Annotated in this window: 28 protein-coding genes and 1 pseudogene; 16 read left to right on the forward strand and 13 right to left on the reverse strand. The window is 45.8% G+C overall.

Going from position 1 to position 26,841, the window contains the following annotated elements; all coding sequences use genetic code 11:
- The first annotated feature begins 4 nt into the window (after positions 1–4).
- Together xylB and QUB14_RS00790 are read left to right on the forward strand one after the other, a co-directional pair.
- On the forward strand, positions 5–1,450 hold the full coding sequence (gene xylB, locus QUB14_RS00785) for a xylulokinase (RefSeq protein ID WP_333213628.1): 1,446 nt from the start codon (positions 5–7) through the stop codon (positions 1,448–1,450).
- A gap of 118 nt (positions 1,451–1,568) precedes the next feature.
- Entirely contained in the window at positions 1,569–3,149 is a 1,581-nt protein-coding gene (locus tag QUB14_RS00790; RefSeq protein ID WP_333213626.1) for a glycosyltransferase, read from the forward strand.
- 480 nt (positions 3,150–3,629) lie between these two features.
- Here QUB14_RS00790 and QUB14_RS00795 read toward each other — a convergent pair whose 3' ends face one another.
- Complete coding sequence (locus tag QUB14_RS00795) at positions 3,630–4,445, reverse strand: FkbM family methyltransferase (RefSeq protein WP_333213624.1); 816 nt, start codon at positions 4,443–4,445, stop codon at positions 3,630–3,632.
- A gap of 280 nt (positions 4,446–4,725) precedes the next feature.
- A complete protein-coding gene (locus tag QUB14_RS00800) occupies positions 4,726–5,232 on the reverse strand; it encodes a hypothetical protein (protein ID WP_006634121.1) in 507 nt (168 codons plus the stop codon).
- A 137-nt stretch (positions 5,233–5,369) separates the two neighbouring features.
- Between QUB14_RS00800 and QUB14_RS00805 the strand changes: the two genes are divergently transcribed.
- From QUB14_RS00805 to QUB14_RS00825, 5 genes are all read left to right on the forward strand, one after another.
- Positions 5,370–5,612 (forward strand): hypothetical protein, encoded by a 243-nt coding sequence (locus QUB14_RS00805; RefSeq protein ID WP_333213622.1) that lies wholly within the window; start codon positions 5,370–5,372, stop codon positions 5,610–5,612.
- A gap of 313 nt (positions 5,613–5,925) precedes the next feature.
- Positions 5,926–7,008, forward strand: coding sequence for an ATP-dependent 6-phosphofructokinase (locus tag QUB14_RS00810; RefSeq protein WP_333213620.1), 1,083 nt, complete (start codon positions 5,926–5,928; stop codon positions 7,006–7,008).
- 97 nt (positions 7,009–7,105) lie between these two features.
- On the forward strand, positions 7,106–7,687 hold the full coding sequence (locus QUB14_RS00815) for a thioesterase family protein (protein ID WP_333213618.1): 582 nt from the start codon (positions 7,106–7,108) through the stop codon (positions 7,685–7,687).
- Between the two features lie 250 nt (positions 7,688–7,937).
- On the forward strand, positions 7,938–9,386 hold the full coding sequence (locus QUB14_RS00820) for a slr1306 family protein (RefSeq protein ID WP_333213616.1): 1,449 nt from the start codon (positions 7,938–7,940) through the stop codon (positions 9,384–9,386).
- A gap of 186 nt (positions 9,387–9,572) precedes the next feature.
- The gene (locus QUB14_RS00825) at positions 9,573–11,063 is read left to right on the forward strand and encodes a DUF697 domain-containing protein (RefSeq protein ID WP_333213614.1); all 1,491 of its coding nucleotides are present in this window, start codon (positions 9,573–9,575) and stop codon (positions 11,061–11,063) included.
- 192 nt (positions 11,064–11,255) lie between these two features.
- Here QUB14_RS00825 and QUB14_RS00830 read toward each other — a convergent pair whose 3' ends face one another.
- On the reverse strand, positions 11,256–11,945 hold the full coding sequence (locus tag QUB14_RS00830) for a hypothetical protein (RefSeq protein WP_333213612.1): 690 nt from the start codon (positions 11,943–11,945) through the stop codon (positions 11,256–11,258).
- Positions 11,946–12,080: 135 nt separating this feature from the next.
- Positions 12,081–12,923 (reverse strand): TlyA family RNA methyltransferase, encoded by an 843-nt coding sequence (locus tag QUB14_RS00835; protein WP_333213610.1) that lies wholly within the window; start codon positions 12,921–12,923, stop codon positions 12,081–12,083.
- A 264-nt stretch (positions 12,924–13,187) separates the two neighbouring features.
- On the opposite strand from QUB14_RS00835, the gene QUB14_RS00840 reads away from it, so the two are divergent.
- The gene (locus QUB14_RS00840) at positions 13,188–13,385 is read left to right on the forward strand and encodes a hypothetical protein (RefSeq protein WP_190735057.1); all 198 of its coding nucleotides are present in this window, start codon (positions 13,188–13,190) and stop codon (positions 13,383–13,385) included.
- A gap of 253 nt (positions 13,386–13,638) precedes the next feature.
- On the opposite strand, the gene apcB is transcribed toward QUB14_RS00840, so the two are convergent.
- Positions 13,639–14,148, reverse strand: coding sequence for an allophycocyanin subunit beta (gene apcB / locus QUB14_RS00845; protein WP_190658240.1), 510 nt, complete (start codon positions 14,146–14,148; stop codon positions 13,639–13,641).
- A 340-nt stretch (positions 14,149–14,488) separates the two neighbouring features.
- Between apcB and glnA the strand changes: the two genes are divergently transcribed.
- On the forward strand, positions 14,489–15,910 hold the full coding sequence (gene glnA, locus QUB14_RS00850; protein WP_190658238.1) for a type I glutamate--ammonia ligase: 1,422 nt from the start codon (positions 14,489–14,491) through the stop codon (positions 15,908–15,910).
- Between the two features lie 95 nt (positions 15,911–16,005).
- Here glnA and QUB14_RS00855 read toward each other — a convergent pair whose 3' ends face one another.
- On the reverse strand, positions 16,006–16,485 hold the full coding sequence (locus QUB14_RS00855) for a hypothetical protein (protein WP_333213605.1): 480 nt from the start codon (positions 16,483–16,485) through the stop codon (positions 16,006–16,008).
- Between the two features lie 34 nt (positions 16,486–16,519).
- On the opposite strand from QUB14_RS00855, the gene QUB14_RS00860 reads away from it, so the two are divergent.
- The 4 genes from QUB14_RS00860 (at position 16,520) to QUB14_RS00875 (ending at position 18,959) form a co-directional block, all read left to right on the forward strand.
- On the forward strand, positions 16,520–16,849 hold the full coding sequence (locus QUB14_RS00860) for a hypothetical protein (RefSeq protein WP_333213604.1): 330 nt from the start codon (positions 16,520–16,522) through the stop codon (positions 16,847–16,849).
- On the forward strand, positions 16,846–17,079 hold the full coding sequence (locus tag QUB14_RS00865) for a hypothetical protein (RefSeq protein WP_333213602.1): 234 nt from the start codon (positions 16,846–16,848) through the stop codon (positions 17,077–17,079). The genes QUB14_RS00860 and QUB14_RS00865 overlap by 4 nt, the downstream gene beginning before the upstream one ends.
- A gap of 303 nt (positions 17,080–17,382) precedes the next feature.
- Complete coding sequence (locus QUB14_RS00870) at positions 17,383–18,279, forward strand: ferritin-like domain-containing protein (protein WP_333213600.1); 897 nt, start codon at positions 17,383–17,385, stop codon at positions 18,277–18,279.
- A gap of 176 nt (positions 18,280–18,455) precedes the next feature.
- Positions 18,456–18,959 carry a YbjN domain-containing protein gene (locus tag QUB14_RS00875; protein WP_333213598.1) on the forward strand — a complete coding sequence of 168 codons (504 nt, stop codon included), beginning with the start codon at positions 18,456–18,458 and terminating at the stop codon, positions 18,957–18,959.
- Positions 18,960–19,012: 53 nt separating this feature from the next.
- Here the strand turns inward: QUB14_RS00875 and QUB14_RS00880 are convergent, their stop codons facing one another.
- The 3 genes from QUB14_RS00880 to QUB14_RS00890 all read right to left on the reverse strand — a co-directional run bounded on the left by QUB14_RS00880 (position 19,013) and on the right by QUB14_RS00890 (position 21,490).
- Positions 19,013–19,471, reverse strand: a complete 459-nt coding sequence (locus QUB14_RS00880) for a divergent PAP2 family protein (protein ID WP_190658220.1) — start codon at positions 19,469–19,471, stop codon at positions 19,013–19,015.
- 14 nt (positions 19,472–19,485) lie between these two features.
- A complete protein-coding gene (gene crtE / locus QUB14_RS00885; RefSeq protein WP_333213595.1) occupies positions 19,486–20,412 on the reverse strand; it encodes a geranylgeranyl diphosphate synthase CrtE in 927 nt (308 codons plus the stop codon).
- 190 nt (positions 20,413–20,602) lie between these two features.
- On the reverse strand, positions 20,603–21,490 hold the full coding sequence (locus QUB14_RS00890; protein WP_333213593.1) for a LysR family transcriptional regulator: 888 nt from the start codon (positions 21,488–21,490) through the stop codon (positions 20,603–20,605).
- Positions 21,491–21,600: 110 nt separating this feature from the next.
- Between QUB14_RS00890 and QUB14_RS00895 the strand changes: the two genes are divergently transcribed.
- Positions 21,601–22,089 carry a GNAT family N-acetyltransferase gene (locus QUB14_RS00895; RefSeq protein WP_333213591.1) on the forward strand — a complete coding sequence of 163 codons (489 nt, stop codon included), beginning with the start codon at positions 21,601–21,603 and terminating at the stop codon, positions 22,087–22,089.
- Between the two features lie 69 nt (positions 22,090–22,158).
- Entirely contained in the window at positions 22,159–22,932 is a 774-nt protein-coding gene (locus tag QUB14_RS00900; protein WP_333213590.1) for a methyltransferase domain-containing protein, read from the forward strand.
- Between the two features lie 253 nt (positions 22,933–23,185).
- On the opposite strand, the gene QUB14_RS00905 is transcribed toward QUB14_RS00900, so the two are convergent.
- From QUB14_RS00905 to folD, 4 genes and pseudogenes are all read right to left on the reverse strand, one after another.
- Positions 23,186–23,947 (reverse strand): calcium-binding protein, encoded by a 762-nt coding sequence (locus QUB14_RS00905; RefSeq protein ID WP_333213588.1) that lies wholly within the window; start codon positions 23,945–23,947, stop codon positions 23,186–23,188.
- A 76-nt stretch (positions 23,948–24,023) separates the two neighbouring features.
- Positions 24,024–24,212 (reverse strand): annotated as a pseudogene (locus tag QUB14_RS00910) (bifunctional 5,10-methylene-tetrahydrofolate dehydrogenase/5,10-methylene-tetrahydrofolate cyclohydrolase); the annotation flags it as partial.
- Positions 24,213–24,363: 151 nt separating this feature from the next.
- Entirely contained in the window at positions 24,364–25,161 is a 798-nt protein-coding gene (locus tag QUB14_RS00915; protein ID WP_333213586.1) for a calcium-binding protein, read from the reverse strand.
- A 76-nt stretch (positions 25,162–25,237) separates the two neighbouring features.
- Complete coding sequence (gene folD / locus QUB14_RS00920) at positions 25,238–26,116, reverse strand: bifunctional methylenetetrahydrofolate dehydrogenase/methenyltetrahydrofolate cyclohydrolase FolD (protein ID WP_333213584.1); 879 nt, start codon at positions 26,114–26,116, stop codon at positions 25,238–25,240.
- 151 nt (positions 26,117–26,267) lie between these two features.
- Between folD and QUB14_RS00925 the strand changes: the two genes are divergently transcribed.
- Positions 26,268–26,693 carry a DNA-binding protein gene (locus QUB14_RS00925; RefSeq protein ID WP_242722186.1) on the forward strand — a complete coding sequence of 142 codons (426 nt, stop codon included), beginning with the start codon at positions 26,268–26,270 and terminating at the stop codon, positions 26,691–26,693.
- Positions 26,694–26,841: the final 148 nt, after the last annotated feature.

Here is a 26,841-nt window from a genome sequence, read left to right on the forward strand (position 1 = left end):
TATCATGCTGCTTGGTATAGATTTAGGAACAGGCTCTGCTAAGGCATTGCTCCTAGCGACAGACGGAACCACTATAGGTGAAGCATCAAGCTCTTATCCTGTTCATTCACCCCACCCAGGATGGGCTGAGTCGGAACCAGAAGATTGGTGGTTAGCTGTTGCCTCGGCTGTTAGGAAGGCAGTGGGAGATCGCGCCGATCGGGTAGAGGCGATCGCACTTTCAGGACAAATGCACGGCGTTGTCCTAGCTTCGGAGTCGGGTCAGCCCCTGCGCCCTGCTATCCTCTGGGCAGATACTCGCTCTAGTGCCACGCTTAACACTTATCATTCGCTCGATGCAGCTATTCTAGAGCGCTTGGGCAACCCGATTACGGCTGGAATGGCTGGTCCAACTTTGTTGTGGCTACGAGAAAACGAGGCTACTGTCTACACCGAAGCGCGTTGGGCGCTTCAGCCAAAAGATTGGCTGCGGTTACGGCTGACTGGAGAAGTTGCAACCGAACCATCTGATGCTAGCGGTACTTTGCTTTACGATATTGTGTCGGACAACTGGGCTGGGGAAGCAATTGGGGCGCTGAATCTACGTGGTGATTGGTTACCAAAAATTATCCCCTCTAGTGCGATCTCCGGCTACCTAACAACTATTGCTTCAGAGCATCTCGGCTTACCTGTTGGCTTACCGGTGATCGCTGGTGCTGCGGATACCGCAGCGGCTGCACTTGGTAACGGACTACTAGAGCCTGGATTGGTTCAACTAACGATCGGCACAGGCGCTCAAATCATTACACCTCGATCGCAACCAATTATCGATCGTCATGGTCGTACCCATCTCTATCGAGCCGCCGTACCTAACCAGTGGTACAGCCTTGCAGCCATGCAAAATGCCGGCTTAGCGCTTGAGTGGGTGCGAGGTATCCTCGGCTTGAGCTGGCAGGAAGTCTATACTAAAGCGTTTTCTGTTCCCCCAGGATGTGAAGGGTTGACATTTTTGCCGTACCTCACGGGTGAGCGAACTCCACACCTCGACCCCTATGTACGCGGGGCATGGGTGGGGCTGGGACTTCATCACACACAGGCGCACCTGATGAGGGCAGCTTTAGAGGGAGTTGCTTTTGCTTTGCGACAAGGTTTTGAGGCACTTGAAGCAACAGGTTTTAAAGCGACAGAACTGCGTTTAGCAGGCGGTGGAACTGCAGAAATGCCTTGGAAACAATTACTGACCGATGTATTGAGAATACCCCTCTATTCAACTACAGTTGCTGCGGCTTCCGGACGTGGTGCTGCTCTACTGGCGGGTATCGGAATTGGCGTATACGCAGATGCTAATGACACCATCAAACTGGCAGCCACACCAATGCTTGCTGCCACTCCCCAATCAGTTGATCCAATCCTAGAAGAGGCTTGGTTTCGATATCAATCCCTTTATCCACGACTTAAAAAAATGTCATAGGAGTTATGCCTAAAGGAGGAGGTACTAGAACCTATGCACAAATTACTCTTAAGCTAAGACTGATTAACATCAGTCAAATAAAATAACTAAGTCTACTACAAGAAGAGGGAGATATTACATGAATATATTAGCTGGAATTAAGCTACCAAAATCAGTCGAGGCCTCGGATGTATATATACGGTGTAATGAATCTGCCTCTATAAGCTACCAGGAAGATGACAAAAAAGTTGTTTTATCTCGGGGTGGTGTTGTCTCCTCAAATTCTTACTTTAATTCGTTTTACGAGAGATATTATACTCAATATACAACTCTTAGCTCTATCTACTATGTGCTGAAACTTGAAGGCGATTTTAAAGTTTCTGTTTACCGAGAATTTGATGGACAAAAAAACAAAGAAATTATTTCTGAAGAGAGCTTTGAGAAATGTCAATTCTCTGATCCGGTAAAAATCTCACCAATAAATCTCCTTCAAGGTAAAAAAGCGGGCAGAATATATTTTGAAATAACTTGTTCTAGTGAACAGGGTGAATTTAAAGGGGCCTGGATAGCAACAGATCAAAGTAAAACTAGAGAAGCATCCTTGGGGATTGTAATTTGCACCTTTAAAAAAGAGGACTTCATACAAAATACATTAAGTGCAATTTTTCAAGATGAATTGCTAGAAACCAAGGACTTTAAAGTATTCGTGGTTGATAATGGTAGAACTTTAGATGAAGCTGATTTCGGAAAGCCAAAACTGAGGCTAGTTCCTAATATAAATGCTGGTGGAAGCGGGGGCTTTACCAGAGGGTTGGTGGAAGCTTTAGAGGAAGAAAAATATTCTCACTTTTTGCTTATGGATGATGATATAGAGTTAGAAAGTGAATGTATTTATAAATTATTTCCTTTGTATGAATACGCCAATTCGGATTTTGCTGTAGCGGGTGGACTGCTAAATTTACAAAAAAAGCATATGTTGTATGAAGCAGGAGCATCGTACAACGCCTATTCTAAAACTAGAGGATTTGGACCTGGGGCATTAATTGCTTTAAATTATAATATCGATTTACGAGATTCTAATTCTCTCAACAGGTTGCTCAAGGAAGAAGATGTAGATTATGGCGGATTTTGGTTTTTCTCTTTTTCTAAGGAACTCGTTGAACAAACTAAATTACCGCTACCTTTATTTATCAAAATAGATGATGTAGAGTTTGGTTTAAGAATAAAAGAGTTGGGCAATAACATTGTAGCTTTTCCATCACTGGCGGTGTGGCATCAACCAGCGGCGGCCAAAAATGTAAATTGGGAAAATTATTATTATATCCGCAATGATTTAATAGCTTATTCCATCCATTATTCTCCAGAATATATGGCTGCAGTTGAGCATTTGACAAAAGTAATACTTCAGGCTTTAGCAAAATTTGATTACAATCATGTAGAGATGGTTGTAAAAGCTTTTGAAGACTATCTAAAAGGCCCAGATTTTATCAAAAACACTGACCCAGAAAGCTTTCACATGAGCATTGTAAAGCTTAGTAAAAGCTATAACAACCAAAATGAGGTAGATAAAGTAGCTGGTACTAACCTTTTGACTAGGTGGTTTAAAGTTGCTGCTGAAGGTAGTAATGAATGGTCATCCGTAAGGGAAAAATGGAAAAGTGCTGCCCAGGAGATAACATCTACTATATTTTGGCAGCAATACCTTGGGCTAAAGAAATAGAATTGACCGCCTCCACTGGTTGATGGTTGACAGCTTAGGCCGCCAGCAACTCAACGATTCACAACAAAAGCGCCTTGGGATTAATTCTGGTAGTTGACACTCCCCCGTCATAACGTAGCTTGACGGGGGATTCTTCCTTCACAGCTTGATGCCAAGTAAAAGCAGTGCCTTTACTTGGTCTTACTCTAGGTCCAGAAGCTACTGAGGTATGCCCTACGTCTCAAAATCGGAATAGTAAATTCGAGTTCACTCTTGACGGTTGACTGTTCACTGTCAACAGTCAACCGTCAACAGTCAACAGTCAACAGTCAACATCATTCCGGTGTAACCGGAAATGATATGAAAGCCAATTTACAGCAGATTGCAACCTTATAGACGGCAATAGCAGCATTTAGAAAACCAGTTTTTTAGATGTTGAGGATTAATTAAATCAAGTACGAAGTGCGACCCGAATTTAGTATCAGATGGAAGCAACTTGAGTTAAATTATGACATAATCTTCGCCCACAACAGATTGAGTGACCTGTGGTTCCGGCTCTATTGGCTCGCTGTAATGAGTGTCTATGTATTTCATGAAACTTTCCCGATAAGCTTTGAGATGCGAGTTAAGTGCTTCGATATCCTGCTCTCCTGTCGCGAAACCCCTCTCTCTTCTGAAGTGACCGGATTCCTTAACAAAAGCCATGTCAACTTGCCACAAAGCTGAATCAACCGGGCGATATGACAAATCAACAATATCGTAAGCTGCGAATCCTTGGGACTTCATAAAACTCATTACATCATACATCTGACCGAACAAAGTAACTTCTACAATTACATATTCAGTCTGCTGCAAAATCTCAGTTGCTCCTGCTAAAACATCTAATTCCTGTCCGTCTACATCAACTTTAATTAAATACGGGCCTGGCAAATTTCTTTCCCTGCATATTCCATCCAGGGTAATTGCTGGTATTTTTCTCAAATAAGGATCGCTGCTGTCAGTAACGCGATTTTCAGAAATGGAAGAATGCAACATAGAGGGACTGACGTTGAGCGTGAAAACTCCCGCTTCTTTGGTCGCTGCAGCGATAATGTATTCTGCACTTTTGAGCTTGCGGCAAATTTTGGCGAGATAAGGTTCATTTTCGGCGATGGGTTCAATTAGCAAATGTCGCGAATCGGGGAAAGTGTCGTAAAGGTTAAAAGTTCCCAATGCCGCGCCGACATCAATCACAGTTTTTGGTTCAAAACCTAAGTTTTTAGCCAGCAGCAAGCTGCCTGACATCGAGTTTCTGAGAATTCCTGTTTGTTGGCTCACAATTTTTTCCTGATTTCAATGTGGATATAATTAATATTATGTCTGGCAGCAGAGTTATTGTAGATCCGAATAAAGAAACGAAGCAATCGCAAACCTCGACGATTGCTTCGTTTCGGATCGCAATGACAGAAATAGGTTTTAACTGAGATGTTGCACCATCCTAAAGCAGTTTTTTAGGAACAGGCAAGATGCCTGTTCCACGAGTAAATTTTCTTGTGGAACAGGCATCTTGCCTGTTCTTGAGAATGGTGCCCGATGTGAATTTCAACGCAACCTGCGACTATTTCGCGGATTTCTGCGCCTTGTTTTCCGGTTCGACAGATTGCAAAGCTTCGTCGAGAATTGCCCGTGCTTCTTCGGCTTTACTTCTAGCTTCTCGATAGCGGACATTAGCTTGAGCGAAGTTTTTGAGAACCTTGAAACCATCTTTCAAACGACCAATTTCCTCGGCAGTCACAGCCTCATCTGTAAACAAAATGTCGATCGCCGCCCGGATTTTGAGTGCTTCTTCGCGGGATTCCATGACTTTCAATTTGAGACTTGCCAAATTGCTCAAAATCTGGACGGCTTCAGTAATCGCGTCCTCGCCTTCAGACGCAGCATCTTCGATATCCTTAACTTCAACAAACTGCTTGGGCCCAAATCCCTCCACGAGTTCCGTAGGCAGCTTGCCCTCATCCATGAGATCCATCAGGCGATCCATCGCTTCTTCCCGGGCTTTGGCTGAATCTTTCCCTTTGACAGTTAAAATAATTTCGGGGCTTTGAGGAAGTGTATAGCGAACCATATTTTGACAGCCTGTGCGCGAAAACAATTGAATGATATTTTATCTTTATTCGATCGCCAGTTGCAGCTATCAATCCGCTCCATTACCAACCGCTTGCCAAAACTTGACACATATACACTCAAAAGGAACCCTCGACAATGAAAGATAAATTTCTTAACTTTCTCAACTTGCTTTTAGTAGCTGATGTGTTTTTCGTCTTTGCCATTTTTGGGTGGTTTGTGATCGCAGTAGCAGGTCGATCGACTGGGGTGAATCTCGGTTTTGATTTGTGGTACAGTCTGTGGCAGCCCGTATTTAATCCCGCCCTCGGAATTCTCATGGGCGGTGCTATTCTCAGCGGTATAGTTAACCAAGTTTCTAAACGCCTCAATCCCAAGTAAAATTTATGTTTTGTTTGAGACGGTGATTGGCGATGCGACTGAGTTGGCGATCGAACTTGTGGGATGCGTCAGAGATGAGGCACTCCATTAGGTCGATGAAGCTTGAAAATACATAAGTAGTCAAAAGTGAGTGAAACGCTCCCCAAAGGAGCGAGATCTTATAAAAGCAATCACAAAAGTTATGATTGCTTTACATTCTGTTACAGGGTAAAGTTTATTTTCGCCTACCTATTTAGGTCGGAAATAAGGATTGGACGATCGGGATCTAAAAAAATCAAGTCATGTTCTGAGTAACAAAAGTCGGGCATTAATTATGGGAGAACAAAAATGTATCGGTATCCTCACCAGCGGGGGTGACTGTGCAGGCTTAAACGCAGTTATCCGAGCCGTTGTCCACCGCGCAACGGGAACTTACAATTGGAAAGTGATGGGCATTCGTCAAGCTACCAAGGGATTGATGAGTCGTCCCCCTCAAGCAATTCCCTTGGATATTGAGAAAGTAGACTCGTGGCTCACCATTGGCGGTACGATGCTAGGCACGACAAATGAGGGCAATCCTTTTGCCTTCCCGATGTCTGATGGGACTCTACGCGATTGTTCTGAGGACATTATCGAAGGCTATCACCAACTAGGTTTGGATGCCTTAATTGGCATTGGTGGCGATGGCAGTCTTGCCATTCTCAGGAAGATTGCTCAACAAGGTAATTTGAATTTAGTTGCTATTCCTAAAACTATTGATAATGATGTCGGAATTACCGAGCGTTCTATCGGTTTTGATACGGCTGTCAATATTGCCACTGAAGCACTCGATCGCTTGCATTTTACTGCGGCTAGTCACAGTCGCGTCATGATTGTTGAAGTCATGGGACGCGACGCTGGACATATTGCTATTAGTGCCGGAATTTCTGGGGGAGCTGATATAATTCTGATTCCGGAAATCCCTTACAAAATTTCCCAAATCTGTGCCCAAATTCAAGAACGCCAAGACCGGGGAAAAAACTACTGTTTAATTATAGTAGCGGAGGCAGTTCGCACAGAAGCAGGCGAGTTAGTAATGCACACAAATCGCTTAGGTCAAAGTCGATTAGGCGGAATTGGTCAGTATTTAGCTGATACAATTTCTGACTGTAGCGGTGCAGAAACTCGCGTCACAGTTTTGGGACATACTCAACGCGGGGGAACTCCTTCACCGCTAGAAAGATTAATTGCTTCGGCTTTTGGCGTGGCAGCAGTTGATTTAGTTGCCGAAGAGAAATACGACTGCATGGTATCTTGGCAAAAGCGGGAAGTTGTGAGCGTTCCTCTGGAAGATGCGATCGCCAAATACAGACCTGTAGAGTTAAATGGTACTCTGGTTAAAACGGCCCGCGGTTTAGGAATTTGTCTGGGAGACTAAACAATTACCCGTCCGATTTCTCAAAGTTTTAGTCCGGGACGCACTCAGAACCACGAAACTGGGTTAACCGAGACTGAGGTGTGCTTAAAAAACCACGGTGCTCACCGGCCTTGCTTCCACGACTAATATTAACCTGGAAGTAGTGGCGTTTCAACTATTATTAGTGTACCTTGCAATTAGTTCCGAGCGAGTATCGACATCGAGTGCGATCGCACTCGGAACTACAAAATACCGCAACAAGTGGAAAGGTGAGAAATTGACACCATTTACTGCACAAATTAGAGTGCGCCATTACGAAATGGACGCCCTCGGTCACGTCAATAATGCTGTCTACCAGCATTATTTAGAACACGCTGCGATCGAACATTTAGAACACTTGGGATTTACACTCGATCGCTACCGGGAACTGGGCGGCGTCTTTGTAATGCGGCGGATAGAGATTGACTATCTGCGATCGGCAGCCGCGGGCGATCGATTGGAGATATCCACTTGGATCGAACAAATGCGCGGCCCGCGCGCTGTCCGCCGCTACGAAATTCGCTTAGCTGGAAGTGACGAAATCTTGTTAAAAGCCGAGGCGCTTTGGGTTTGGGTTGAAGTTACCACCATGCGACCGCGAGCAATTCCCAAACAAATAATTGATATTTTTGAATCACAATCTCAAGCATTACCAACATAGAGAAAAAATCAACTATTATATTTGCAAAATCCTGTAAAAATCTATTGGTTTCTAGTGAGGACTTCAGCCCCCTATTCCCCGTTTGTAGAAGTGCAAAAAGTTGATTGTCGCCGGGGCCGCAAATCCCGATGGCAAAAAGTCGGATCGCCCGCCTGCCAGTTTGGAGGTCACAGAGGTACGATGGAATATAGGGAGGGAGGCCAAGCCGGCGAAGGTTAAGCTTGGTGACAATACCCACAGGAAGGAAAAAATGACACTTAACTTGCGGCGACCGATTTTAATAGGCGGAATAGGACTTTCAGCAGCGCTGTGGCTGCTGGAAACTCTACAGCATTCGGGTTCAGAAATGGGCGAAACGGCACTCATCGGCTTGGCTGCTGCCGGTGCGGGGTATTGGTGGTGGAAGCAACAATCCCCCAAACTCGAACTCGCACTCCCGCAACCCCTGGCGAACCGGGAAGCAGCCGAAAAAGCGCTCGCGACTTCCGAAGCCACTATTAAATTGCTGGCTTCAGAAGCTCCAAACTCCGCCGATCCGGCGAATCTAACAGCAAAGCTCGATCGGCTCAGAAGCGAATTAGACAGACAAGATTTGCGGATTACCGTAACTGGCGGCAAAGCTGTCGGCAAAACTGCCTTAATTCAAGTTTTAAATTCTAATTGGGCATCTCAACACCCGCAAAAGCTTAGTTTACAAGAAACGGCACCGCTGTTTGCTAATACAAATGCCGATGCCAAAATCAATGGTGATTTAGCGCTGTTTGTGACAGCGGGCGACATCACAGATTCCGAATTTCAAACATTATCTCAGCTAGCGTCCGCTGGTCAGCGCGTGCTGCTAGTCTGGAACAAACAAGACCAATATTTGCCAGAACAGCAGTCGCAGGTTTTGAACTCTTTGCAGCAGAAAATGCAAGGAATATTGGGAACCGAAGATATAATTGCGATCGCAGCTTCTCCCAATTCTATTAAAGTGCGCCAGCACCAAGCGGACGGCACGTTTAAAGAACGCATCGAAAAACAAGTCTCTCAACTCGACGCGCTGACGGAAAGATTGACTAAAATCTTAACTGAAGAACGGCAACAGTTGGTCTGGGCGAGTGCAGTGCGCGAGGCTGCAAGTATCAAATTAGAGGCAAAAACCTTATTAAATGCGGTCAGGCGCGATCGGGCAATTCCCATTATCGAACAATATCAGTACATCGCCGCCGCCACCGTGTTTGCCAATCCGGTTCCCGCTTTAGACTTGCTAGCAACAACCGCCATCAGCACCCAGCTCGTAATCGACCTCGGCGCTATCTACCAGCGAAAGTTTTCCTTAGACCAAGCTAAGACAGTAGCGGCTACTTTGGCTAATCAAATGTTCAAATTGGGATTAGTAGAACTGTCTACCCAAACTATTACTGGACTGCTGAAAAGCAATGCCGTCACCTATGTAGCAGGAGGCGCGGTGCAGGGAATTAGTGCAGCATATTTTACCAGAATAGCAGGACTGAGTTTAATTGAATATTTCCAAAGTCAAGAACTGGAAAATGCTGCCAAAGGCATTTTCAATCTCGACCAGTTGACTAAAACTTTGCAAGCAGTATTTACGCAAAATCAGCAAGTTTCCTTCTTGCAGTCTTTCGTCAACCAAGTGGCGAGTCGCCTTTCCTCTCAGGTATCTGGGCCCGAAACCGTTAAGTCGGCGGCCAATTAGAAGTAGTCCAGCATCTGATGTTAAATTGGGTCGATTGCCCAGGATATCCGTAGGGACACGGCAGTGCCGTGTCCCTACCTAATTCCAAAAAAAAAATTTATAAATTTATGAAATATTGTATTAAAATAAGAAATAGGATTTATAATTCGACGATAAATTATACCTGCTTAAAAAAGCCGATCGCCAATGGCTGACAATTCCCTTCAAGAAAATCGCTTATCCCTTGCCCGCGCCAGTTTGCGCGAAGCCCTGGCGCGCTATTCCCACCTGCGCCAAGGGAAAAAAAACTCGAATAATACAGAATTAGAAGCGGCGCTGCAATATCAGTTAGATATCTTAACTTCCACCTCAGAAAAACTAGACCACAACGTCATTCGCATTGCTACTTTCGGCTTAGTCAGCCGTGGCAAGTCAGCCGTATTAAACGCGCTTTTAGGTCAAAAAATTCTGCAAACAGGCCCTCTCAACGGCGTGACTCAGTGGCCGCGTTCCGTGCGCTGGAGTGTGCCTTTATCCTTCCTTGACAGCGACGAATCCCCCCAACCCCCCCTTGGCAAGGGTGGGAAAGGAGGGGTGCAAGTAGAATTAATCGATACTCCCGGACTTGATGAAGTTGGCGGCGAAGTGCGCGGCGAAATGGCGAAACAAGTAACTCGCCAAGCTGACTTAATTCTGTTTGTCGTTGCAGGCGATATCACCCGAACTGAATATCAAGCACTGTGCGAATTGCAAACAGCTCAAAAACCAGTAATTTTAGTTTTTAATAAAATTGACCTTTATCCAGAATTAGACAGAAAAGCTATTTACCAAAGTTTGCAAGCGCTGGGAAATTCTGAAGAGTTAGCAGCCGCTGCGGTAACAGAGGAAACAGATAGCGAAAATTTGTCCGATCGCCCAAACAACTCCTCCGATAAATCTACCGCAAAATCACCGCCTAAAATTGCCAAATCATTAGAAATAGTCATGGTAGCCGCCGAACCCGCGCCGGTGCAAGTCCGAGTGGAATGGTCCGACGGAAGAGTAACTAACGAATGGGAGTCACCACCCCCGCAGATTGACGAACTCAAACATAAAATTCTCACAATTCTTAACAGAGAAGGTCGATCGCTCCTCGCTCTAAATGCTTTAGTTGAAGCTAGAGATGCCGAAGCACACATTGCCCGTCACGTTCTCAAATTGCGGCAAACAGAAGCCGAAGATTTAATCTGGCAATTTGCCAAATATAAAGCTTTGGCTGTCGGTTTAAATCCAGTGGCATTCTTGGATGTAATGGGAGCAAGTGTCGCAGATTTAGCCTTAATTCGCTCTTTATCCAGACTTTACGGCTTACCCATGACTGGTTACGAAGCCGGGAAACTTTGGCAGACTATTTTCTCCAGTGCTGGCGGCGTACTTTTGGGAGAATTGGGTAGCAGTTTTCTGTTGGGATTTGGCAAAAGTGCAGCGGCTGCGGCCCCGCACATCGGCTTTTCTACTTTTGCCGGAGTTGCTGTCACTCAAGCTAGTTTAGCAGCTTACGGAACCTACGCTGTCGGTCGGGCCGCCCAAGTTTATTTAGAAAAAGGCTGCACCTGGGGCCCCCTGGGACAAGATACGGTAATTCAAGAAATTCTCGCCACCATCGAGCGTAATACAATTATCGATCGCTTGCAGCAAGAGTTTAAAATTGGCAATTAAAAATTGCCCTAGTAGTTGAGTCGGGTACGTCAGCAGATGGTTATTTGTGGATAATCGAAGAGCTAGGAGCTGACGCACCCTACTGCTTTTATTCTTATACAATTGTCAAAAAAGAATGCAACTGTAGCTAAGCTTCCAACCACGCTCTTCATCAGTGATTCCCAATTATTTAATCGAAAATCGAAAATTGTATTACCGCCTCGCGATTCTCACACCTTCCCTAAAATGGGCGATCGTCGCAATTACCGCTATAGAAAAGTAAAATATTCTAATCAGCCAAAAACAAACCCGCATTGACCAAGAAACAATAGTCGGAGCAATACCAGTGAACTGTACAAATCTGGAATTAACTCTTTTTTCAAAGCTGTCAAGGTCTTTCATCTCCGATTGTTTCGTCGGAATAACGGGAAACTGACCAGTATATACGTAATAACCGATAAAACCCGGCAATCCTACTTTTCTATTCAAAAAGGAGTTAGTTAAGGTTGCAGTTTGCGGAGGCGATAATTTATCCGATTCTTCCACTTTTTCCAGCCAAGAATTATATCGAATGGCTGGCGTAATCATGAAAACTAAGGGAACTATAACTATCAACACAGCAGCACTAATTTTGCGACCGTATTGAGGGTGTAAAAGCCTTGTCGCCACACCCACTCCCATACCGATAAAAGCAAATACCAATATATTTAACAGTTCAATAATTTCGATACCCCTCAACAAATCGCCGATAATCAGAAGTGTATATAATAATTTGTCGGCTAGTAGCAGAGCGGCCCACTTGATGAGAATTGAAACGCCTACAATAGTAGCTACAATCGCCACATACCCGATGGCACCTAGAACGTACAGGAAAATCGAACCGGCTTGTTTGAATGATTGCATGGAATTATTCACTCTTGTGAAAGTTTAGGAGTCTGATTGACAAAAATTTTGAAATTTTAGAGCAATCTGGAGTGCCAAATTTGATTTTTAAAATAGATTAGCTTGACATCTTGAAATCAATCTACAATCTACAATCTACAATCGATCGACAAGTTCCCGCGCCGCCGCTTTGGTGACTTGTGCGATCCGTTCCTTCACAACATCCTCTTCGATCGCCCTCGGCTCTGTTTCTTGTTCGCGATCGATCCCCAACCATAAAAGATACTCGATATTACCCGCCGGGCCAAGTAAAGGCGACCACGTTAAGCCCCTTTCCTGCCATCCTAAAGCTGTGGCTGCCTTCCACACTTGAAAAATCGCATCGGCTTGAGTTGCTGAGTCTCGCACTACGCCTTTTTTTCCGACTCTCTCGCGCCCTACCTCAAACTGCGGCTTTACCAGCAACACCGCTTCTCGCGGTGGTACCAACAATTCCCACAGCGCCGGTAAAATCTTATCCAGGGAAATAAACGACACATCTACTACCGCCAAATCTGCTCGCGCAGAGTCGCCGTAAAGCTCAGCAGCAGTCATGTACCGCAAATTGGTGCGTTCTTTCAAAATTACCCTCGGATCGTTACGCAAGCCCCAATCTGCTTGACCGTAGCCAACGTCTACGCCGTACACTAGGGCGGCGCCGGCTTGCAGCAAACAGTCGGTAAAACCGCCTGTGGAAATGCCGCCGTCGAGACAAATTCTGCCTGCAACGGGAATCGCAAAAACTTCTAAAGCTTTGGCTAATTTGTCGCCGCCTCTAGAAACATAGCGCGATCGCTCTTTGATCTGAATTTTTGCTGAAATATCGACCTCAGTTCCCGGTTTGTCAACTACCTGTTGGTTGATAGAGACTTTCCCAGTCCGAATCAAGGCCTGAGCTTGCTGTCTGGAACTGCACAAATCTAGGCTGACCAATAATGTGTCTAGTCGCTGTTTAGCCAAGGTTTTTAATCTGTACGAATAGGGTTAAGAACAGTACCAGATTAGCACTTACGCACAAGCCCCACTGCTAATTTTTGGCGATTATTTTGGTTTTGCGATTGTCGCGGGGCGATCGCCCCCAGCTCGCATGATGTGACTGAGATCGCTGTGAGTGTGTAGTTTTATCACAGATAAACATTCATAGAATCACACAATAATTTTTGTTACTAGCGGATGATTTATATGCAGCTAAAAGCGCTACAAATACCATCAAGGCGATCGACCATGAAAACAATTAACTTTCCTATCAGAAATCCTGGCAATTGTCAAGAAAATCCCCTCGCATTCGTCAGCGGTGACATCATCCACATTCTTTACCCCAACGGCGAAGTAGAAGCAACAACCGCCGAACAAGTGGATTTGGGTCAAACCAAAAATCCCCTGGACAAATGCCTCGTCTGGGGATGTGTTGACGATTTTTAGCACCACTTTCAAACAAGAATGCAATTGTAGGGAAGCTCCAAACCCTTAATTCATCAGTCATTCCCCATTATTCAAATTTTTAATCTATTATTTTTAATCTATTATTTTTAATCTGAAATCTTTAATCTAAAATTGTATAACCCATAAAAAAAGATCGCTTGGAGGCTGTGAGGCCAAAAAAAGCGATCGATCTAACTGCTGCTAACTGCCAGCCACAAGTGCAATTTGCTGTTAAAAGAATTAGCAAATTGACTTAAATATCTTGTTCGCTCAATTCGCGAATCATGTAATCAAAAGGCTGATCCAAAAAAGGCCCCACAGACAAGCCAGCAGCGGCCACCTGAGCCTTAACCATCTCCTTCATAATGCCAATCCCCATCACCGTCGGGCCAATGGGAACGCTTAGAGAATTGTAAGTTTCCCGCAAACCTTGCAGCACGCGCTCGTCGAGCACGTCGGTACTTCCAGCCACCAGGGCGTAAGTAGCATAGCGCAAGTAGTAGTCCATATCCCGCAGACAAGCCGCGTAGCGACGAGTCGTGTAGGCATTTCCCCCGGGACGGATCAGTTCCGGCTGTTCAGCAAATAGCTGGATACCAGCTTGCTTGACAATTGCCGCAGCATTGCTGTTAATCGCAGCCGCCGCCTGTACCCGTGCCGTGCCCGTTGCAAAATAAGATTTCAACCGATCGATACCATCTCGGTCTAAATACCTACCAGCAACATCATAATTTTCAATCAGGCTCGTCACTGCATCGCGCATAAGTTTCTCTCCCAAAAATCTTTATCAATACTTTGCTATCTGAGACAGACCGCCTATTGTAGACTACTACAAATCGGCGTTTGATTAAGATTTGAGATGGGATTTTCAGGGAGCGTAGTCTATCCTCGGCAAACTGCAGCAAAATTCAGCCGTTTGCCTTGTATCTTCAGCCGAAAAATAATCCACAGGGCAAGAATCACGAACTGCCCGGCCGCACTGGGTACCAATTTCAAAATTTTGTAGCCATAGATACAAAATAGTGGGTACTGAAGGCCTACGATCGCCCAAACAGTCTGAAATCGGCCGATCGCCAAGACACAACCAATATCAGGAGTAAGTCATGTTCCAGACACCCCAAGAAGCCTTAAACTACATACAAGAAAATAAGATCCAGATCGTTGACCTCAAATTCATCGATATGCCGGGGATCTGGCAGCACCTTTCCCTGTACCACGACCAAATCGACGAAAGCTCATTCACAGACGGCGTACCCTTCGACGGTTCCAGCATTCGGGGCTGGAAAGCCATCAACGAATCAGACATGACGATGGTCATCGATCCGACAACCGCTTGGATGGACCCGTTCATGGCAGAACCGACCATCAGCTTCATTTGCAGCATCAAAGAACCTCGAACCGGCGAACCGTACAGTCGCTGTCCGCGCACCATTGCCCAAAAAGCCATAGACTACTTGCTTTCGACCGGTCTCGGCGATACAGCATTCTTTGGCCCGGAAGCAGAATTCTTTATTTTTGACGACGTTCGCTTCGACCAAACCCAAAATTCCGGCTACTATTACGTAGATTCGATCGAAGGTCGTTGGAATTCCGGCAAAGAAGAAGTAGGCGGCAACCTCGGCTACAAACCGCGTTACAAAGAAGGTTATTTCCCAGTAGCACCAACCGACACCTCTCAAGACATGAGAACGGAAATGCTGCTGACAATGGCAAAATGCGGCGTACCCATCGAAAAACACCACCACGAAGTCGCCACCGGCGGTCAATGCGAACTCGGTTTCCGCTTTGCAACTTTAGTACAAGCCGCCGACTACTTGCTGACTTACAAATACGTCATCAAAAACGTCGGCAAAAAATACGGCAAAACCATCACCTTCATGCCCAAACCGCTGTTTAACGACAACGGTTCCGGGATGCACGTTCACCAGTCGATTTGGAAAGACGGCCAACCTCTATTTGCAGGCGATCAATATGCTGGTTTCAGTCAAATGGGACTGCATTACATCGGCGGCATTCTCAAGCACGCACCGGCACTTTTGGCAATCACCAACCCCACGACCAATTCCTACAAGCGTTTAGTTCCGGGCTTTGAAGCACCTGTAAACTTAGCTTACTCTCAAGGGAATCGATCGGCATCAGTGCGGATTCCGTTGTCGGGAACCAACCCCAAAGCCAAGCGGTTAGAATTCCGCTGTCCCGATGCTACATCCAACCCGTATTTAGCATTTGCAGCCATGCTGTGTGCCGGCATAGACGGCATCAAGAATCAAATCGATCCGGGCGAACCTTTGGACGTGGATATCTACGACCTTTCCCCTGAAGAATTGAGCAAAATTCCTTCAACTCCCGGTTCCTTGGAAGGCGCATTAGAAGCTTTAGAAAAAGACCACAGTTTCTTAACTGAAACCGGCGTATTTACCGAAGACTTCATCCAAACCTGGATTTCCTACAAACTCGACAATGAAGTTAATCCGATGCGGCTGCGTCCTCACCCCTACGAGTTTGCTTTGTATTACGATTGTTAGAAAATCATCAATTAAAAATGGAAATTATACCATTTTTAATTGATGATTTTTAATTAATAAGAACGCCGCCCTTAAAAGCGGCGTTTTTTTTAAATTTAGAACTTCTGGATCAGCGCCCAAACTCTCCCGTTACCCGACACTATCTGGGCAACGCTGTTAGTAGTAGCACCCATTGTAGCCTCATAGACATCCTCTACAGCCCATTTATTTGCTTTCTCATCAACAATAAACAAATCCTCAGCGGTAGTGCCTTCCTGAACCCGATATATCTTATTCAGAATAAAACGCCGCCGCGCTTCAGCTTTTGGTATGCCAACCACATCATCTGGATCGACTGAGATGGCACTGCCTTCTTTTAATGTACCTTTTGAGTTGCTTAAATTGCGATCGTCCCTTTGAGAAACCCGCACGCCGTGAATCTGCAAACAAGGCTCTGTCTCAGAGATATTCAAGACAGTAGCTAGCGCCCCACTTTTTCCCAAACCGAGAACCGCTGCACTAATAGTCAAAGTTAGCAAAAACTTGAAATAATTCACCGTATTTATGCTCCTTTGTTTGTGAGATTCTGCACTCATTCTAAATTAGCAATTAGTAATTACCAATGACCAAATGATGTCCGATATTTTTGTGATGATCCGCAATCAGAGTAACGTCGCCATGACTTCAGTTGACGGCATTGCGTTTGTCACTTTACTGACTCAAGAAGGACGAGTGCTGGCCGAGGAGAGAGTTGACCTGTTTGAAGCCGATGTGAATTTTGATAACCTGAAGCAGGGAAAATATACTGTAGTTGTCAGGCACGAAGGCGTTGAACCTCGATCGGCAACCTGTAGTGTTACAATCACCGATGAAGATAAAGTAATCATGCTGACATTTGTTTACTTGGAGCTAGAACGGGTGCTACTCCGCATTCAAACTTCAACCGAAGAAAGACTATGACCGTGAAAGTTACTCCGCCAAATTCAATTAAAATGTTTCGCTATCGAGTACATTTCTTGGCAAAAGACCTCTGGAGGGAAAAAAACCCGATTTGTCGGATGAATCTTGCTTTACAGTTAGCCGATGTGGCGACAACTCTGGCTAGATTAGAAGTAGAAGAGGCGCGAAAATTTCAACAAGAGTCTGCTAGTGTTGAGGCTTCAGACTCGACGGAACCTGAAAAGTTTTGAGTGTATGAGGTTGCTTTGTGTGATCCACGCAACCCTTGCGTGATAGCAGTTTAAAAAAATAATGTAACTGTAGAAAAGCTCCAAACCCTGATAGTCATCAGTCATTTTTAACCTAAAATCTAAAATCTAAAATGGCATGACTCGCAACTCCAAACTATTGTCATTGGTTGAGCTAGTAAAAAAATTGTCTGTATAAAATTCAATCTGCTTGCTACACAACAACTTTCAGCCCTGCGAGGGAATTGGTTGTCGAAAAAACTGCGTTACACTTATACAAGTATCTTTACAAAACAACATAAAAGTATGACAGTTGCCTATCCCCGCAAGCCGCGTAACGCAATGGGAGCGCGCGAAATTTTAGCTAATGTAGTGCGCGATCGCGAAATTCACCTGATCACCCTCAACCGCTACCGCTACAGCGAACAGCGCAGTTGCAAAGACCTCACCGACGTGATCGAACGGCTAGACGGGGAACCGGCCGAACTCGTGCGCGACCTCTCCCGGCACATTTCCGACGAAGCGCGACACGCGATGTGGCTCACCGACTTGCTGGTAGACCTCGGCCAAAATGTGGGAACGCCACCGGGAATCTCCTACATTGACGAATTTGACCGCCTGCTGAACAAAGACCAATACCGCAACCTCGATGACGGTATAATTGCAGTTTTAGCAGCAATCAATGTCACCGAAAAGCGGGGCTGCGAATTCTTCTCAGCGCACATCCACGCCCTCAAACAAGCTCCCCAAACCGCAGAAAACGTCAAAATCCGCGAAACCATCGAAAAGATTTTTCCAGAAGAAGCTGGTCACGTCCGCTGGGGCAACCGCTGGCTGGCCCAAATGGCCAACAAAAGCCCGGAACACCGCCAGAAGGTGGAACAGGCAAAGCGCAAGTATGTGGCGATCGAACAAGCAGCTTATGAATCGGGAATGGATATCATGCTGGGGGCAGAACTCCGCCGCGTCACCCGCCTAGTGGATATTGCCAACACCATGCCCATGTGGGAACGCCCGCAATACCTGATGGAACGCTTGCCCGCAAGCCTGCTGGCCCCCGACCTGCAAATGACCAGAGTCGATGTAGCTCAGCGCGCCTGGAACCGCGACCCGCAGGCATTTGTGGAGAAATTGGTGCCCATGTTCCTCAACGGCTTGAATACCATTGAGAAGAAGCCGGCGGCGACTAAGCCCAAGGCTTAAACAGGATCGCGAACCTGGTTGAAACCGCTCTGCAAGTCAAACTTGCGTCTGCCTCCGCAAACAAGCGAGATATACTGGTTCCCAGGCATAGCCTCGGAACCAGTTATTTAAAGTCATAATTTTAAGCTTTAGCCAGTAAACTGATTATTGGAATAGTTTTCCATCTAAATATAATTATGACTACCAGCGAGCCGAACATACAAACAGCTTCCGCAGAAAGCGAATCGAGGGAAAGCGCGATCGCCTCCGAGCAGGTCGAAAAAGCCACAGCCGTCACCTATGCAGAAGAAATTGAAACTGTCATCGCCAGCATGGCTGTAGACCAAAAAGTGATGGTCGGTCAAAGTGAAGCTGGCGGACATCTTTGGAAGTTCAGGTACGGCAGTGTTGAAGTGTTCGTGCAACTCACGGGCGAAACCGAAGATGATACTTTGACTGTTTGGGCTTTTGTACTGCAGTTGCCAGCGAAGAATGAAGCTCAATTAATGCGGAAAATTCTAGAAATGAATTGGCTGTCTACTTTGGAATCTCATTTTGCAATTGTTGATAATCAAGTTGCCGTAGTATCGACTCGGACGATGGCGGAAATCTCGACCGGGGAAATTTCTCGGGTTATTACTATTGTCGCCACGATCGCCGATGACAACGATGACCTGCTGCAAGCAGAATTCGGTCAGTAGTCATTAGTTAACAGTTAACAGTCAACAGTTAACAGTTAACAGTTAACAGTTAACTAATATGCAGGCCCTGCGATCCAAGCAATAGTGATTCCCAGCCCCAAACCTACAAGCACTTGAAAAGGAGTGTGTCCCAGCAACTCTTTCAGGCGAGCCTCATTAAGGTTGTGATCTTCTTCAAAAAACTCGTCAATAATTTGGTTGAGGATGCGAGCTTGCTTGCCTGCTGCTTGGCGGACGCCTGCTGCGTCGTACATCACAATAATTGCAAAGATCGCAGCGATCGCAAAGTCCGGACTTTCCCATCCCATCGTTTGTCCGACTCCAGCAGCCAAAGCGCCCACAAAAGACGAGTGAGCGCTGGGCATTCCCCCCGTTGTTACCAAATACTGAAGATTAAACTTGCGATTTTTGACCAACTCGATCGGCAACTTCATGATCTGAGCCGCCAGACAAGCGAGCAAAGCAACCACGAGTACATGATTGTTGAATATGCCGCTGCAAATTTCCTGCATAGTGTTTGGTATTTCTAGTTACTGCGGCTGGTAATATAATCGGCGATCGCCAGCAGCGGTAGAGCTTTGCTCCCAAACACTGCCAATTGAGCCTTAGCATCAGCAACAAGCTGCGAAGCTTGGCGCCGAGACTCCTCAATTCCCCACAAACTCGGATAAGTGACTTTTCCTGCTTGAACATCTTTGCCAGCAGTTTTGCCCAGTTCTTCTTGGGTAGCAGTAATATCCAGAATGTCGTCAATTATCTGGAAAGCCAGCCCAATATTTTGAGCGAAACGAGACAGCCGCTGCAAATCCGCAGCCGAGGCCCCAGCCAGAATTGCCCCACACACTACGCAAGCCTCTAACAGCGCCCCTGTTTTGTGAGCGTGAATGTAATTCAAAGTTTCCAGAGAAACATCCGTCTTTCCTTCCGATTCCAAATCAACCACCTGACCGCCTACGAGTCCAGCAGCACCCGATGCCCGCGCTAAATGGGCGATCGTCTGCAACACCTGCAGGGGGGGTACGTTCTCAGTTTTAGTAGCGATAAATTCAAAAGCATAGGTCAGCAAACCATCGCCAGCCAAAATGGCGATATCCTCGCCGTAGACTTTGTGGTTCGTCAGTTTGCCGCGCCGGTAGTCGTCATTGTCCATTGCCGGCAAATCGTCGTGAATCAGCGACATCGTGTGAATCATTTCCAAAGCGCAAGCTGTCGGAATTGCCATAGATGTAGTGCCGCCGGCCAGTTCGCAGCTAGCCAGACACAGGATCGGACGCAGGCGCTTGCCCCCCGCTAGCAGCGAGTAGCGCATTGCTTCGTAGATTTTCTCTGGGTAGATGACCGGCAGTGCACTGTCGAGAGCTACCTCGATCGCCTCTTTTCGATTGACTAGATAAGTAGATAAATCGAAAGAGGATTCCGGTTGGGACGAACCCAATTCTGTTGCCAATACCATCCCTTGCTCTCTTGTACTGAATAGTTATGTGGGATATTGTGAGCCGTTCAGGTCGCATCGTGCCGACTTTTACGGCAGCAGTTGCTCGAACTCCGAGCATCAATTAATCATTCTACGGGTGTTGTTGCACAGAAAATCTTTGAGTTTTGATAACTTTGTCAAATTGCCAGTCAATCTAAAATTTACAATCTCAAATCTCATATCCGCTAATGTGTCTGGCGACTTCCAAAAACCGCTGCACCGCCGCCGTTGGATCGCTGCGCCAAATCAGAGCGATCGCCACAATGCAGGTTGATTCTGGTAACGCTTTGTAAACTACCCCGCTGCGCTGGAAATTTTGCATCGACGCCGGGACGATCGCCACTCCCATGTCGGCGGCTACCAGACTCACAATGGTTTGCATTTGAATTGCTTCTTGAGCGGCGATCGGGCTAAAACCTGCTTGCTGACAAAGACTGACGATCGCATCGTAGAGTCCCGGAGCCTGGGAACGCGGAAACAAAATGAACGGTTCGGTGGAAAGTTCGCGTAATTCAAGATGCGTGAGATCGGCCGCCGGATGCGTTTCTGGCAGTGCCACGATCAGCGGTTCTCGAAAAACGATTTCAGAATTTATCCCCTCTTCCTCAACCGGAGGGCGCACGAAGCCGATATCAATTTGCCCGAACCGCAGCCGCTGCAACTGTTCGTTTGTTGTCAGCTCGTGCAGTTCGAGTTTGACGGCGGAACACCGAGTGCGAAAGGCCTGCAAAATAGCTGGAACCACGTTGTGTGCTGCAGAACTCACAAAGCCGATCGTCAGTTGGCCGAGTTCGCCCCGACTGGTTTGTCGGCCGAGTTGAATTGCTCGATCGACTTGCTGCAGAATTTTCCCGGCTTCCTCGAAAAAAACCTGTCCCGCTGCCGTTAAATGCACCGTCCGCTTGGTGCGGCGAAACAATTGAAACCCCAACTCTGCCTCTAAATGCTGGATTTGTTGACTCAGGGGAGGTTGGGCAATATGCAGTTTTTCGGCTGCGCGAGTGAAATTCAGTTCCTCTGCAACTGCAATGAAATAACGCAAATGCCGAAGTTCCATAAGTCCCCATGATTAATATTTTAAAAGTATAAGTGGTTAGTTAAACATATATTGGACATTTATGATGGCATTTAATACAGTGATTAATAGGCGAGATTGAGAATTAAACAATGGCTAATTTGGATATCAAAATTAGAGAAGCAGAGCTGGCAGATTTGGAATTAATTGTGAATTTTATTTCACAAAAAAGCGAGTTTGATGGATGTAAAATTTTGTTGGCAGCAACAGCCGATAAATTGCAGCAGACGTTGTTTGGCCAGCCTCCGCTAGTGCGGGTTTTGTTGGCTGAAGTTGCCGGAACAGCGGTAGGATTTGCTCTTTTTTATTCCTCCTATTCAAGTTTATTGACGCAGCCGTGTCTTTGGCTTGATGATTTATTTGTGCAATCTCCTATGCGCGGAATGGGAGTCGGTACATCGCTGTTAAAGTATTTGGCACAAATTGCTGAGTCCACAAATTGCGGGCGGATTGAATGGACTGTTAATACTGGCAATGCGCCGGGAATTGCTTTTTACCAAAAGCAGGGAGCGCGGATTTTGGAAAATATTAGGGTTTGCCGAATAGAGCGGCATGGAATTGGTCTGCTTGCTAGCAAATAATTTAATAACGAACCGCGAAGACGCGAAAAACGCGAAGAGAAGAAGAGAGAAGAGGAAAGAAGAGAAGAGATGTCAGAAAATTATTGGAATTCAGCGCTTTATGAGCAAAATCATGCTTTTGTTTGGCAGTACGGCGAATCACTTTTGGAGTTACTCGCTCCGAAGGCTAGTGAACGCATTCTCGATTTGGGCTGCGGTACGGGACAGTTAACTGAAAAGATTGCTCAAAGTGGTGCTTTTGTGCAAGGTATTGATTCATCTTTGTCGATGATTTCTACGGCAAAAGTTAACTATCCTCAGATTAATTTTTCTGCAGCAGATGCGATGAGTTTCCACGTAGAAGAGCCGTTAGATGCTGTGTTTTCTAATGCGGTTTTGCACTGGATTAAACAGCCGGATGCTGTGATTAATTGTGTGGAAAAAGCGCTGAAGCCGGGAGGGCGTTTTGTGGCTGAGTTTGGGGGTAAGGGGAACGTGGGGGCGATCGTCCGCGCACTTGTGAGTGTTTTGTCAGAAATTGGCTGCCATGAGCCTGAAGCGCTTAATCCTTGGTATTTTCCGAGTATTGGCGAGTATGCTGGGCTTTTGGAAAAGCAGGGATTTGACCTGGGTTATGCGGTTTTGTTTGATCGACCGACTCCCCTAGAAGGCGGCAGCGCGGGTATGGTAAATTGGATTGAAATGTTTGCTGGCGGGTTTTTGTCGGGGTTGTCTGATGATGTGCGATCGCAGGTAATTAACTCCGTTGAAGAGCGTTTGCGATCGGCGCTGTACCGCGATGGTAATTGGAGTGCAGATTATCGCCGAATTCGCGTTGTTGCTATCAAGGACTCCTCACGGTAAATCATAGTGATTAGTGATGTCGCTCCGAGCTTGAAAGCGCTACAACAACTTTCGTCCACTCCAAGGGGACTCAAAGAATAAATAATTTTACAGGACTTACGCTGCACAGTCAATTTTTACACTACCCATAGTAGTAAGGTGCGAATTTCGCACCTTACTACTAGCGTTTCTGCGTAAGTCGTGTAAATATCAGGAGTTAATTTGTGGCTAACAATATGATAAGTTTTTCATGCCACCAGTGATTGTCCTGAAATTAGAAACCCTGAACGGAAACAATGCTGCTTTGTAGTTCATTAGGGGTTACATCCTCTACCAAACCTAAAATCGCGTTAGAATTCCTGACTCTGATTACAGTTCCTGAAGAAAGTCCGCTAATTCCGCTGACTAAAGCTGGAGGAATTAATGGTTGTAAAGCTTGCGACACATCGAACCTAAATGTTAATGTCACATTCTCTACCGGCTCCAACACTATATCATTGACCGTTAAGCCACTCGCTAATCCAATGCTATCAACACCAGGAACAAAACCTGCGATCCCATCACTAGAATTGATATCTGTAGTGGCAGGATCTATTCCCAGAACGCATAAATTAATGCCAGACTCACAATTTAAGAAGTCTCTGCCCAAGCCGCCAACCAGAGTGTTATTCCCCTCTGCGCCGTTTAAAAAATCGTTGCCTCTACCCCCAAATAAAATATCATCGCCAGCTTCTCCAAGAAGAAAATCAGCATCTAGACCACCACTGAGGGAGTCATTTCCCTCGTCTCCATACAGGGCATCTCTTCCTTTTCCCCCAAATACAGAATCGTTGCCTACAAAACCTGCGAGAAAATCTTCCCCTTCATTTCCCAGGATTAACTCGCTAGCCCCTGAGCCAAGTACTGTATCGTCGCCATCGAGTGCCCAAGCTCCTAAAGGGAAGTTTGTTAGCTCTCCAGGAGAAAGTTGAATTCCTTCCGAGGTGTTGTCGCCAATTAAGCGCACTATCCCTGACGCATCTGGTTTTAAAGCCATAGTTAAAATCCTTGTCTGTTGGTAGATTACTAACCCTACTAATAGAGCCAATACTGGCTCACAAGTTGGCACTAATTCAATTAGAACCGTATTCAATATAACTCGAAACGGTATTTTCCAAAAGCATAGCAACAGTCATCGGCCCGATTCCTCCCGGCATTGGTGTGATAAATTCGGTTACTGTTTTAACAGCATTAAAATCCCCATCTGGGGCCAAACGACTCGTACCGTCAGGATTGAGGACGCGATTGATACCGACATCAATATAATAGTCAAATTTTACACAACCGATAGTAGTAGGGTGCGAAATTCGCACCCTACTACTAGCGTTTATGCGTAAGTCCTGTAAACATCAGGAGTTAATTTGTGGCTAACAATATGATAAGTTTGTCAGGCAACCAGTGATTGTCCTGAAATTAGAAACCCTGAACGGAAACAATCCTGCTTTCTAGTTCATTAGGCGTTACAGCCTCTACAAAACCTAAAATCGCGTTAGAATTTCTGACTCTGATTAGAGTTCCTGAATAAACTCCGGTAATTCCGCCTCTGGGTTGAGTTGCTGAAGCAGATCCACTTGCGCCGGCCGGACCTGGAGGGAGTAATGGTTGTAAAGCTTGTGGGAAATCGATCGTATATGTTAATGCCACATTCTGTAGCGGCTCCAACACTATATCATTGACCGTTAAGTCACTCGCTAATCCAATGCGATCTAAATCAGGATCAAAACTTTCGATTATATCACTAGAATTGATATCTGTAGTGGCCGGGTCTATTTCCAGAACGCATAAATTATTGCCAAACCCACAACTTAATAAGTCTCTGCCCAAGCCGCCAACCAGAGTGTTATCCCCCCCTGCGCCGCTTAAAGCATCATTGCCTCTCCCCCCAAATAAAATATCATCGCCAGCCTCTCCAATAATAAAATCAGCATCTAGACCACCACTGAGGGAGTTATTCCCCTCCTGTCCAAACAAGGCATCTCTTCCTTTTCCCCCAAATAAAGAATCGTTGCCTGCAAAACCTGTGAGAATATCTTCCCCTTCATTTCCCAGGATTAACTCGCTAGCCTCTGAGCCATTTACGGTATCGTCGCCATCGAGCGCCCAAGCTCCTAAAGGAAAATTTGTTAGCTCTCCAAGAGAAAGTTGAATTAATTCCGAGGTGTTGTCGCCCATTAAGCGCAATGCCCCTGACGCATCCGGTTTTAAAGCCATAGCTAAAATCTTTGTGTGTTGGTAGATTACTAACCCTACTAATTGAGCCAATACTGGCTCACAAGTGGGTCATAATTCAATTAGAACCGTATTCAATATAACTCGATACGGTATTTTCCAAAAGCATAGCAACAGTAATCGGCCCGATTCCTCCCGGCACCGGCGTGATAAATTCGGCTACTGTTTTAACAGCATTAAAATCAACATCTCCGGCCAAACGACTCGTACCGTCTGGATTGACGACGCGGTTAATACCGACATCAATTACTACTGCTCCAGGTTTGACCATATTAGCTGTAATCATTTCTGTGCGGCCGACTGCGGCTATTAAAATATCGGCTTGATTGGTAATCGATTCTAAGTTTTGCGATCGCGAATGAGCTACAGTAACAGTACAATCGGCTTCTAACAGCATCAGCGCCATCGGTTTACCTACCAAAATACTCCGTCCCAAAACAACGGCATTTTTTCCTTTTAAATCAATCTGGTATTCCTGCAATAAGCGCATCACTCCGGCGGGAGTACAACTCCGCAAACCTTGCTCCCCGCGCACGAGACGGCCTAAATTTACAGGGTGAAGTCCGTCAGCATCTTTGTCGGGGGCAATTTGGTACAGCAGCCCAATTGCATCTAAGTGTTCTGGTAGCGGTAATTGAACTAAAATGCCATCTACTCGATCGTCCTCGTTGAGTGCACGAATTGCAAGTTCTAGTTCGGCTTGAGTAGCGTTTGCGGGGTAATGCTGACCGAAGGAAGCTATGCCAACTTTAGCGCAGGCTCGCTCTTTATTGCGAACATAGGCTGCGCTAGCTGGGTTGTCGCCCACCATCAGCACCGCAAGTCCGGGAGGACGCCCCTTTTGGGGTTGTAGGGCGCGAACTCGATCGCTCAGCTCGGTTTGAATCTTTGTCGCTAAAGCTTTGCCATCTAGTATTTGAGCAGTTTTGGCATCCATTGTAGACTCTGGGTTAGGGGCGGACGATTTTAGATTTTAGCTTAATCCCCGCCAAGGACTACACTAGAGAAATTTATTACTTGCGATCGATTCTTGGGATTCTGTTAAAGTAAGTCGTATCTCACATCTCAAATCTCAAATCAGTTGACCAATGACTACTGCAATTAAGCAAGTTTGGGTTCAAAGATTCTGCACCGGCTCTTTATCGCTAATCCTCGCCAGCGGTTTTTTCAGTTGTGGCAATTTACCTCTGTCTCAACTTAATCTTGGTTTTAATGTGGCTAGCATTGGCGACGTTCAACAAAAGCGGCAAGTGGATGCTGAAGTTTATCTCCGGGGAAAGGTGGAAAATCGCGCTCCGTTTGTGGGGAATGCGGCCTATCAACTGGAGGATGGTACTGGCAGTATTTGGATTTTAACCACGCAAGATTTGCCCCAGCTTGGCGATGAAGTGTTGCTGAAGGGAGAAGTCCGCTACAAGAGTATTACTCTGAAGGAATTGGCAGGAAAGGATTTAGGTGAAGTTTATGTTGAGGAAATGGAGCAATTAAAGCGCACTCCAGCGGCTAATAAATAAAAATACGAAGCTGCTAATTTATTTCAATAAGTAAGTCTATTTCCTACAAATCAAAGGTTTATAGTTGTGCTTGGGCGATTTGGAGCTGTTTATTTATCTTCAAAGTTCATCAACCATAATATTATGGTCTGGGCGGGTTTACCTATAT

It is taken from the genome of Microcoleus sp. B3-D2 (assembly GCF_036705345.1).
Taxonomy (GTDB): domain Bacteria; phylum Cyanobacteriota; class Cyanobacteriia; order Cyanobacteriales; family Microcoleaceae; genus Microcoleus.

What these genes read in the sequence shown, in the direction of transcription:
- xylB (WP_333213628.1), top strand. Translation starts at nt 5, where the DNA reads ATGCTGCTTGGTATAGATTTAGGAACAGGCTCTGCTAAGGCATTGCTC.
- QUB14_RS00790 (WP_333213626.1), top strand. Translation starts at nt 1,569, where the DNA reads ATGAATATATTAGCTGGAATTAAGCTACCAAAATCAGTCGAGGCCTCG.
- QUB14_RS00800 (WP_006634121.1), bottom strand. Translation starts at nt 5,232, where the DNA reads ATGGTTCGCTATACACTTCCTCAAAGCCCCGAAATTATTTTAACTGTC.
- QUB14_RS00805 (WP_333213622.1), top strand. Translation starts at nt 5,370, where the DNA reads ATGAAAGATAAATTTCTTAACTTTCTCAACTTGCTTTTAGTAGCTGAT.
- QUB14_RS00810 (WP_333213620.1), top strand. Translation starts at nt 5,926, where the DNA reads ATGGGAGAACAAAAATGTATCGGTATCCTCACCAGCGGGGGTGACTGT.
- QUB14_RS00820 (WP_333213616.1), top strand. Translation starts at nt 7,938, where the DNA reads ATGACACTTAACTTGCGGCGACCGATTTTAATAGGCGGAATAGGACTT.
- QUB14_RS00825 (WP_333213614.1), top strand. Translation starts at nt 9,573, where the DNA reads ATGGCTGACAATTCCCTTCAAGAAAATCGCTTATCCCTTGCCCGCGCC.
- QUB14_RS00830 (WP_333213612.1), bottom strand. Translation starts at nt 11,945, where the DNA reads ATGCAATCATTCAAACAAGCCGGTTCGATTTTCCTGTACGTTCTAGGT.
- QUB14_RS00840 (WP_190735057.1), top strand. Translation starts at nt 13,188, where the DNA reads ATGAAAACAATTAACTTTCCTATCAGAAATCCTGGCAATTGTCAAGAA.
- apcB (WP_190658240.1), bottom strand. Translation starts at nt 14,148, where the DNA reads ATGCGCGATGCAGTGACGAGCCTGATTGAAAATTATGATGTTGCTGGT.
- glnA (WP_190658238.1), top strand. Translation starts at nt 14,489, where the DNA reads ATGTTCCAGACACCCCAAGAAGCCTTAAACTACATACAAGAAAATAAG.
- QUB14_RS00855 (WP_333213605.1), bottom strand. Translation starts at nt 16,485, where the DNA reads ATGAGTGCAGAATCTCACAAACAAAGGAGCATAAATACGGTGAATTAT.
- QUB14_RS00860 (WP_333213604.1), top strand. Translation starts at nt 16,520, where the DNA reads ATGATGTCCGATATTTTTGTGATGATCCGCAATCAGAGTAACGTCGCC.
- QUB14_RS00865 (WP_333213602.1), top strand. Translation starts at nt 16,846, where the DNA reads ATGACCGTGAAAGTTACTCCGCCAAATTCAATTAAAATGTTTCGCTAT.
- QUB14_RS00870 (WP_333213600.1), top strand. Translation starts at nt 17,383, where the DNA reads ATGACAGTTGCCTATCCCCGCAAGCCGCGTAACGCAATGGGAGCGCGC.
- QUB14_RS00875 (WP_333213598.1), top strand. Translation starts at nt 18,456, where the DNA reads ATGACTACCAGCGAGCCGAACATACAAACAGCTTCCGCAGAAAGCGAA.
- QUB14_RS00880 (WP_190658220.1), bottom strand. Translation starts at nt 19,471, where the DNA reads ATGCAGGAAATTTGCAGCGGCATATTCAACAATCATGTACTCGTGGTT.
- crtE (WP_333213595.1), bottom strand. Translation starts at nt 20,412, where the DNA reads ATGGTATTGGCAACAGAATTGGGTTCGTCCCAACCGGAATCCTCTTTC.
- QUB14_RS00890 (WP_333213593.1), bottom strand. Translation starts at nt 21,490, where the DNA reads ATGGAACTTCGGCATTTGCGTTATTTCATTGCAGTTGCAGAGGAACTG.
- QUB14_RS00895 (WP_333213591.1), top strand. Translation starts at nt 21,601, where the DNA reads ATGGCTAATTTGGATATCAAAATTAGAGAAGCAGAGCTGGCAGATTTG.
- QUB14_RS00900 (WP_333213590.1), top strand. Translation starts at nt 22,159, where the DNA reads ATGTCAGAAAATTATTGGAATTCAGCGCTTTATGAGCAAAATCATGCT.
- QUB14_RS00905 (WP_333213588.1), bottom strand. Translation starts at nt 23,947, where the DNA reads ATGGCTTTAAAACCAGATGCGTCAGGGATAGTGCGCTTAATTGGCGAC.
- QUB14_RS00915 (WP_333213586.1), bottom strand. Translation starts at nt 25,161, where the DNA reads ATGGCTTTAAAACCGGATGCGTCAGGGGCATTGCGCTTAATGGGCGAC.
- folD (WP_333213584.1), bottom strand. Translation starts at nt 26,116, where the DNA reads ATGGATGCCAAAACTGCTCAAATACTAGATGGCAAAGCTTTAGCGACA.
- QUB14_RS00925 (WP_242722186.1), top strand. Translation starts at nt 26,268, where the DNA reads ATGACTACTGCAATTAAGCAAGTTTGGGTTCAAAGATTCTGCACCGGC.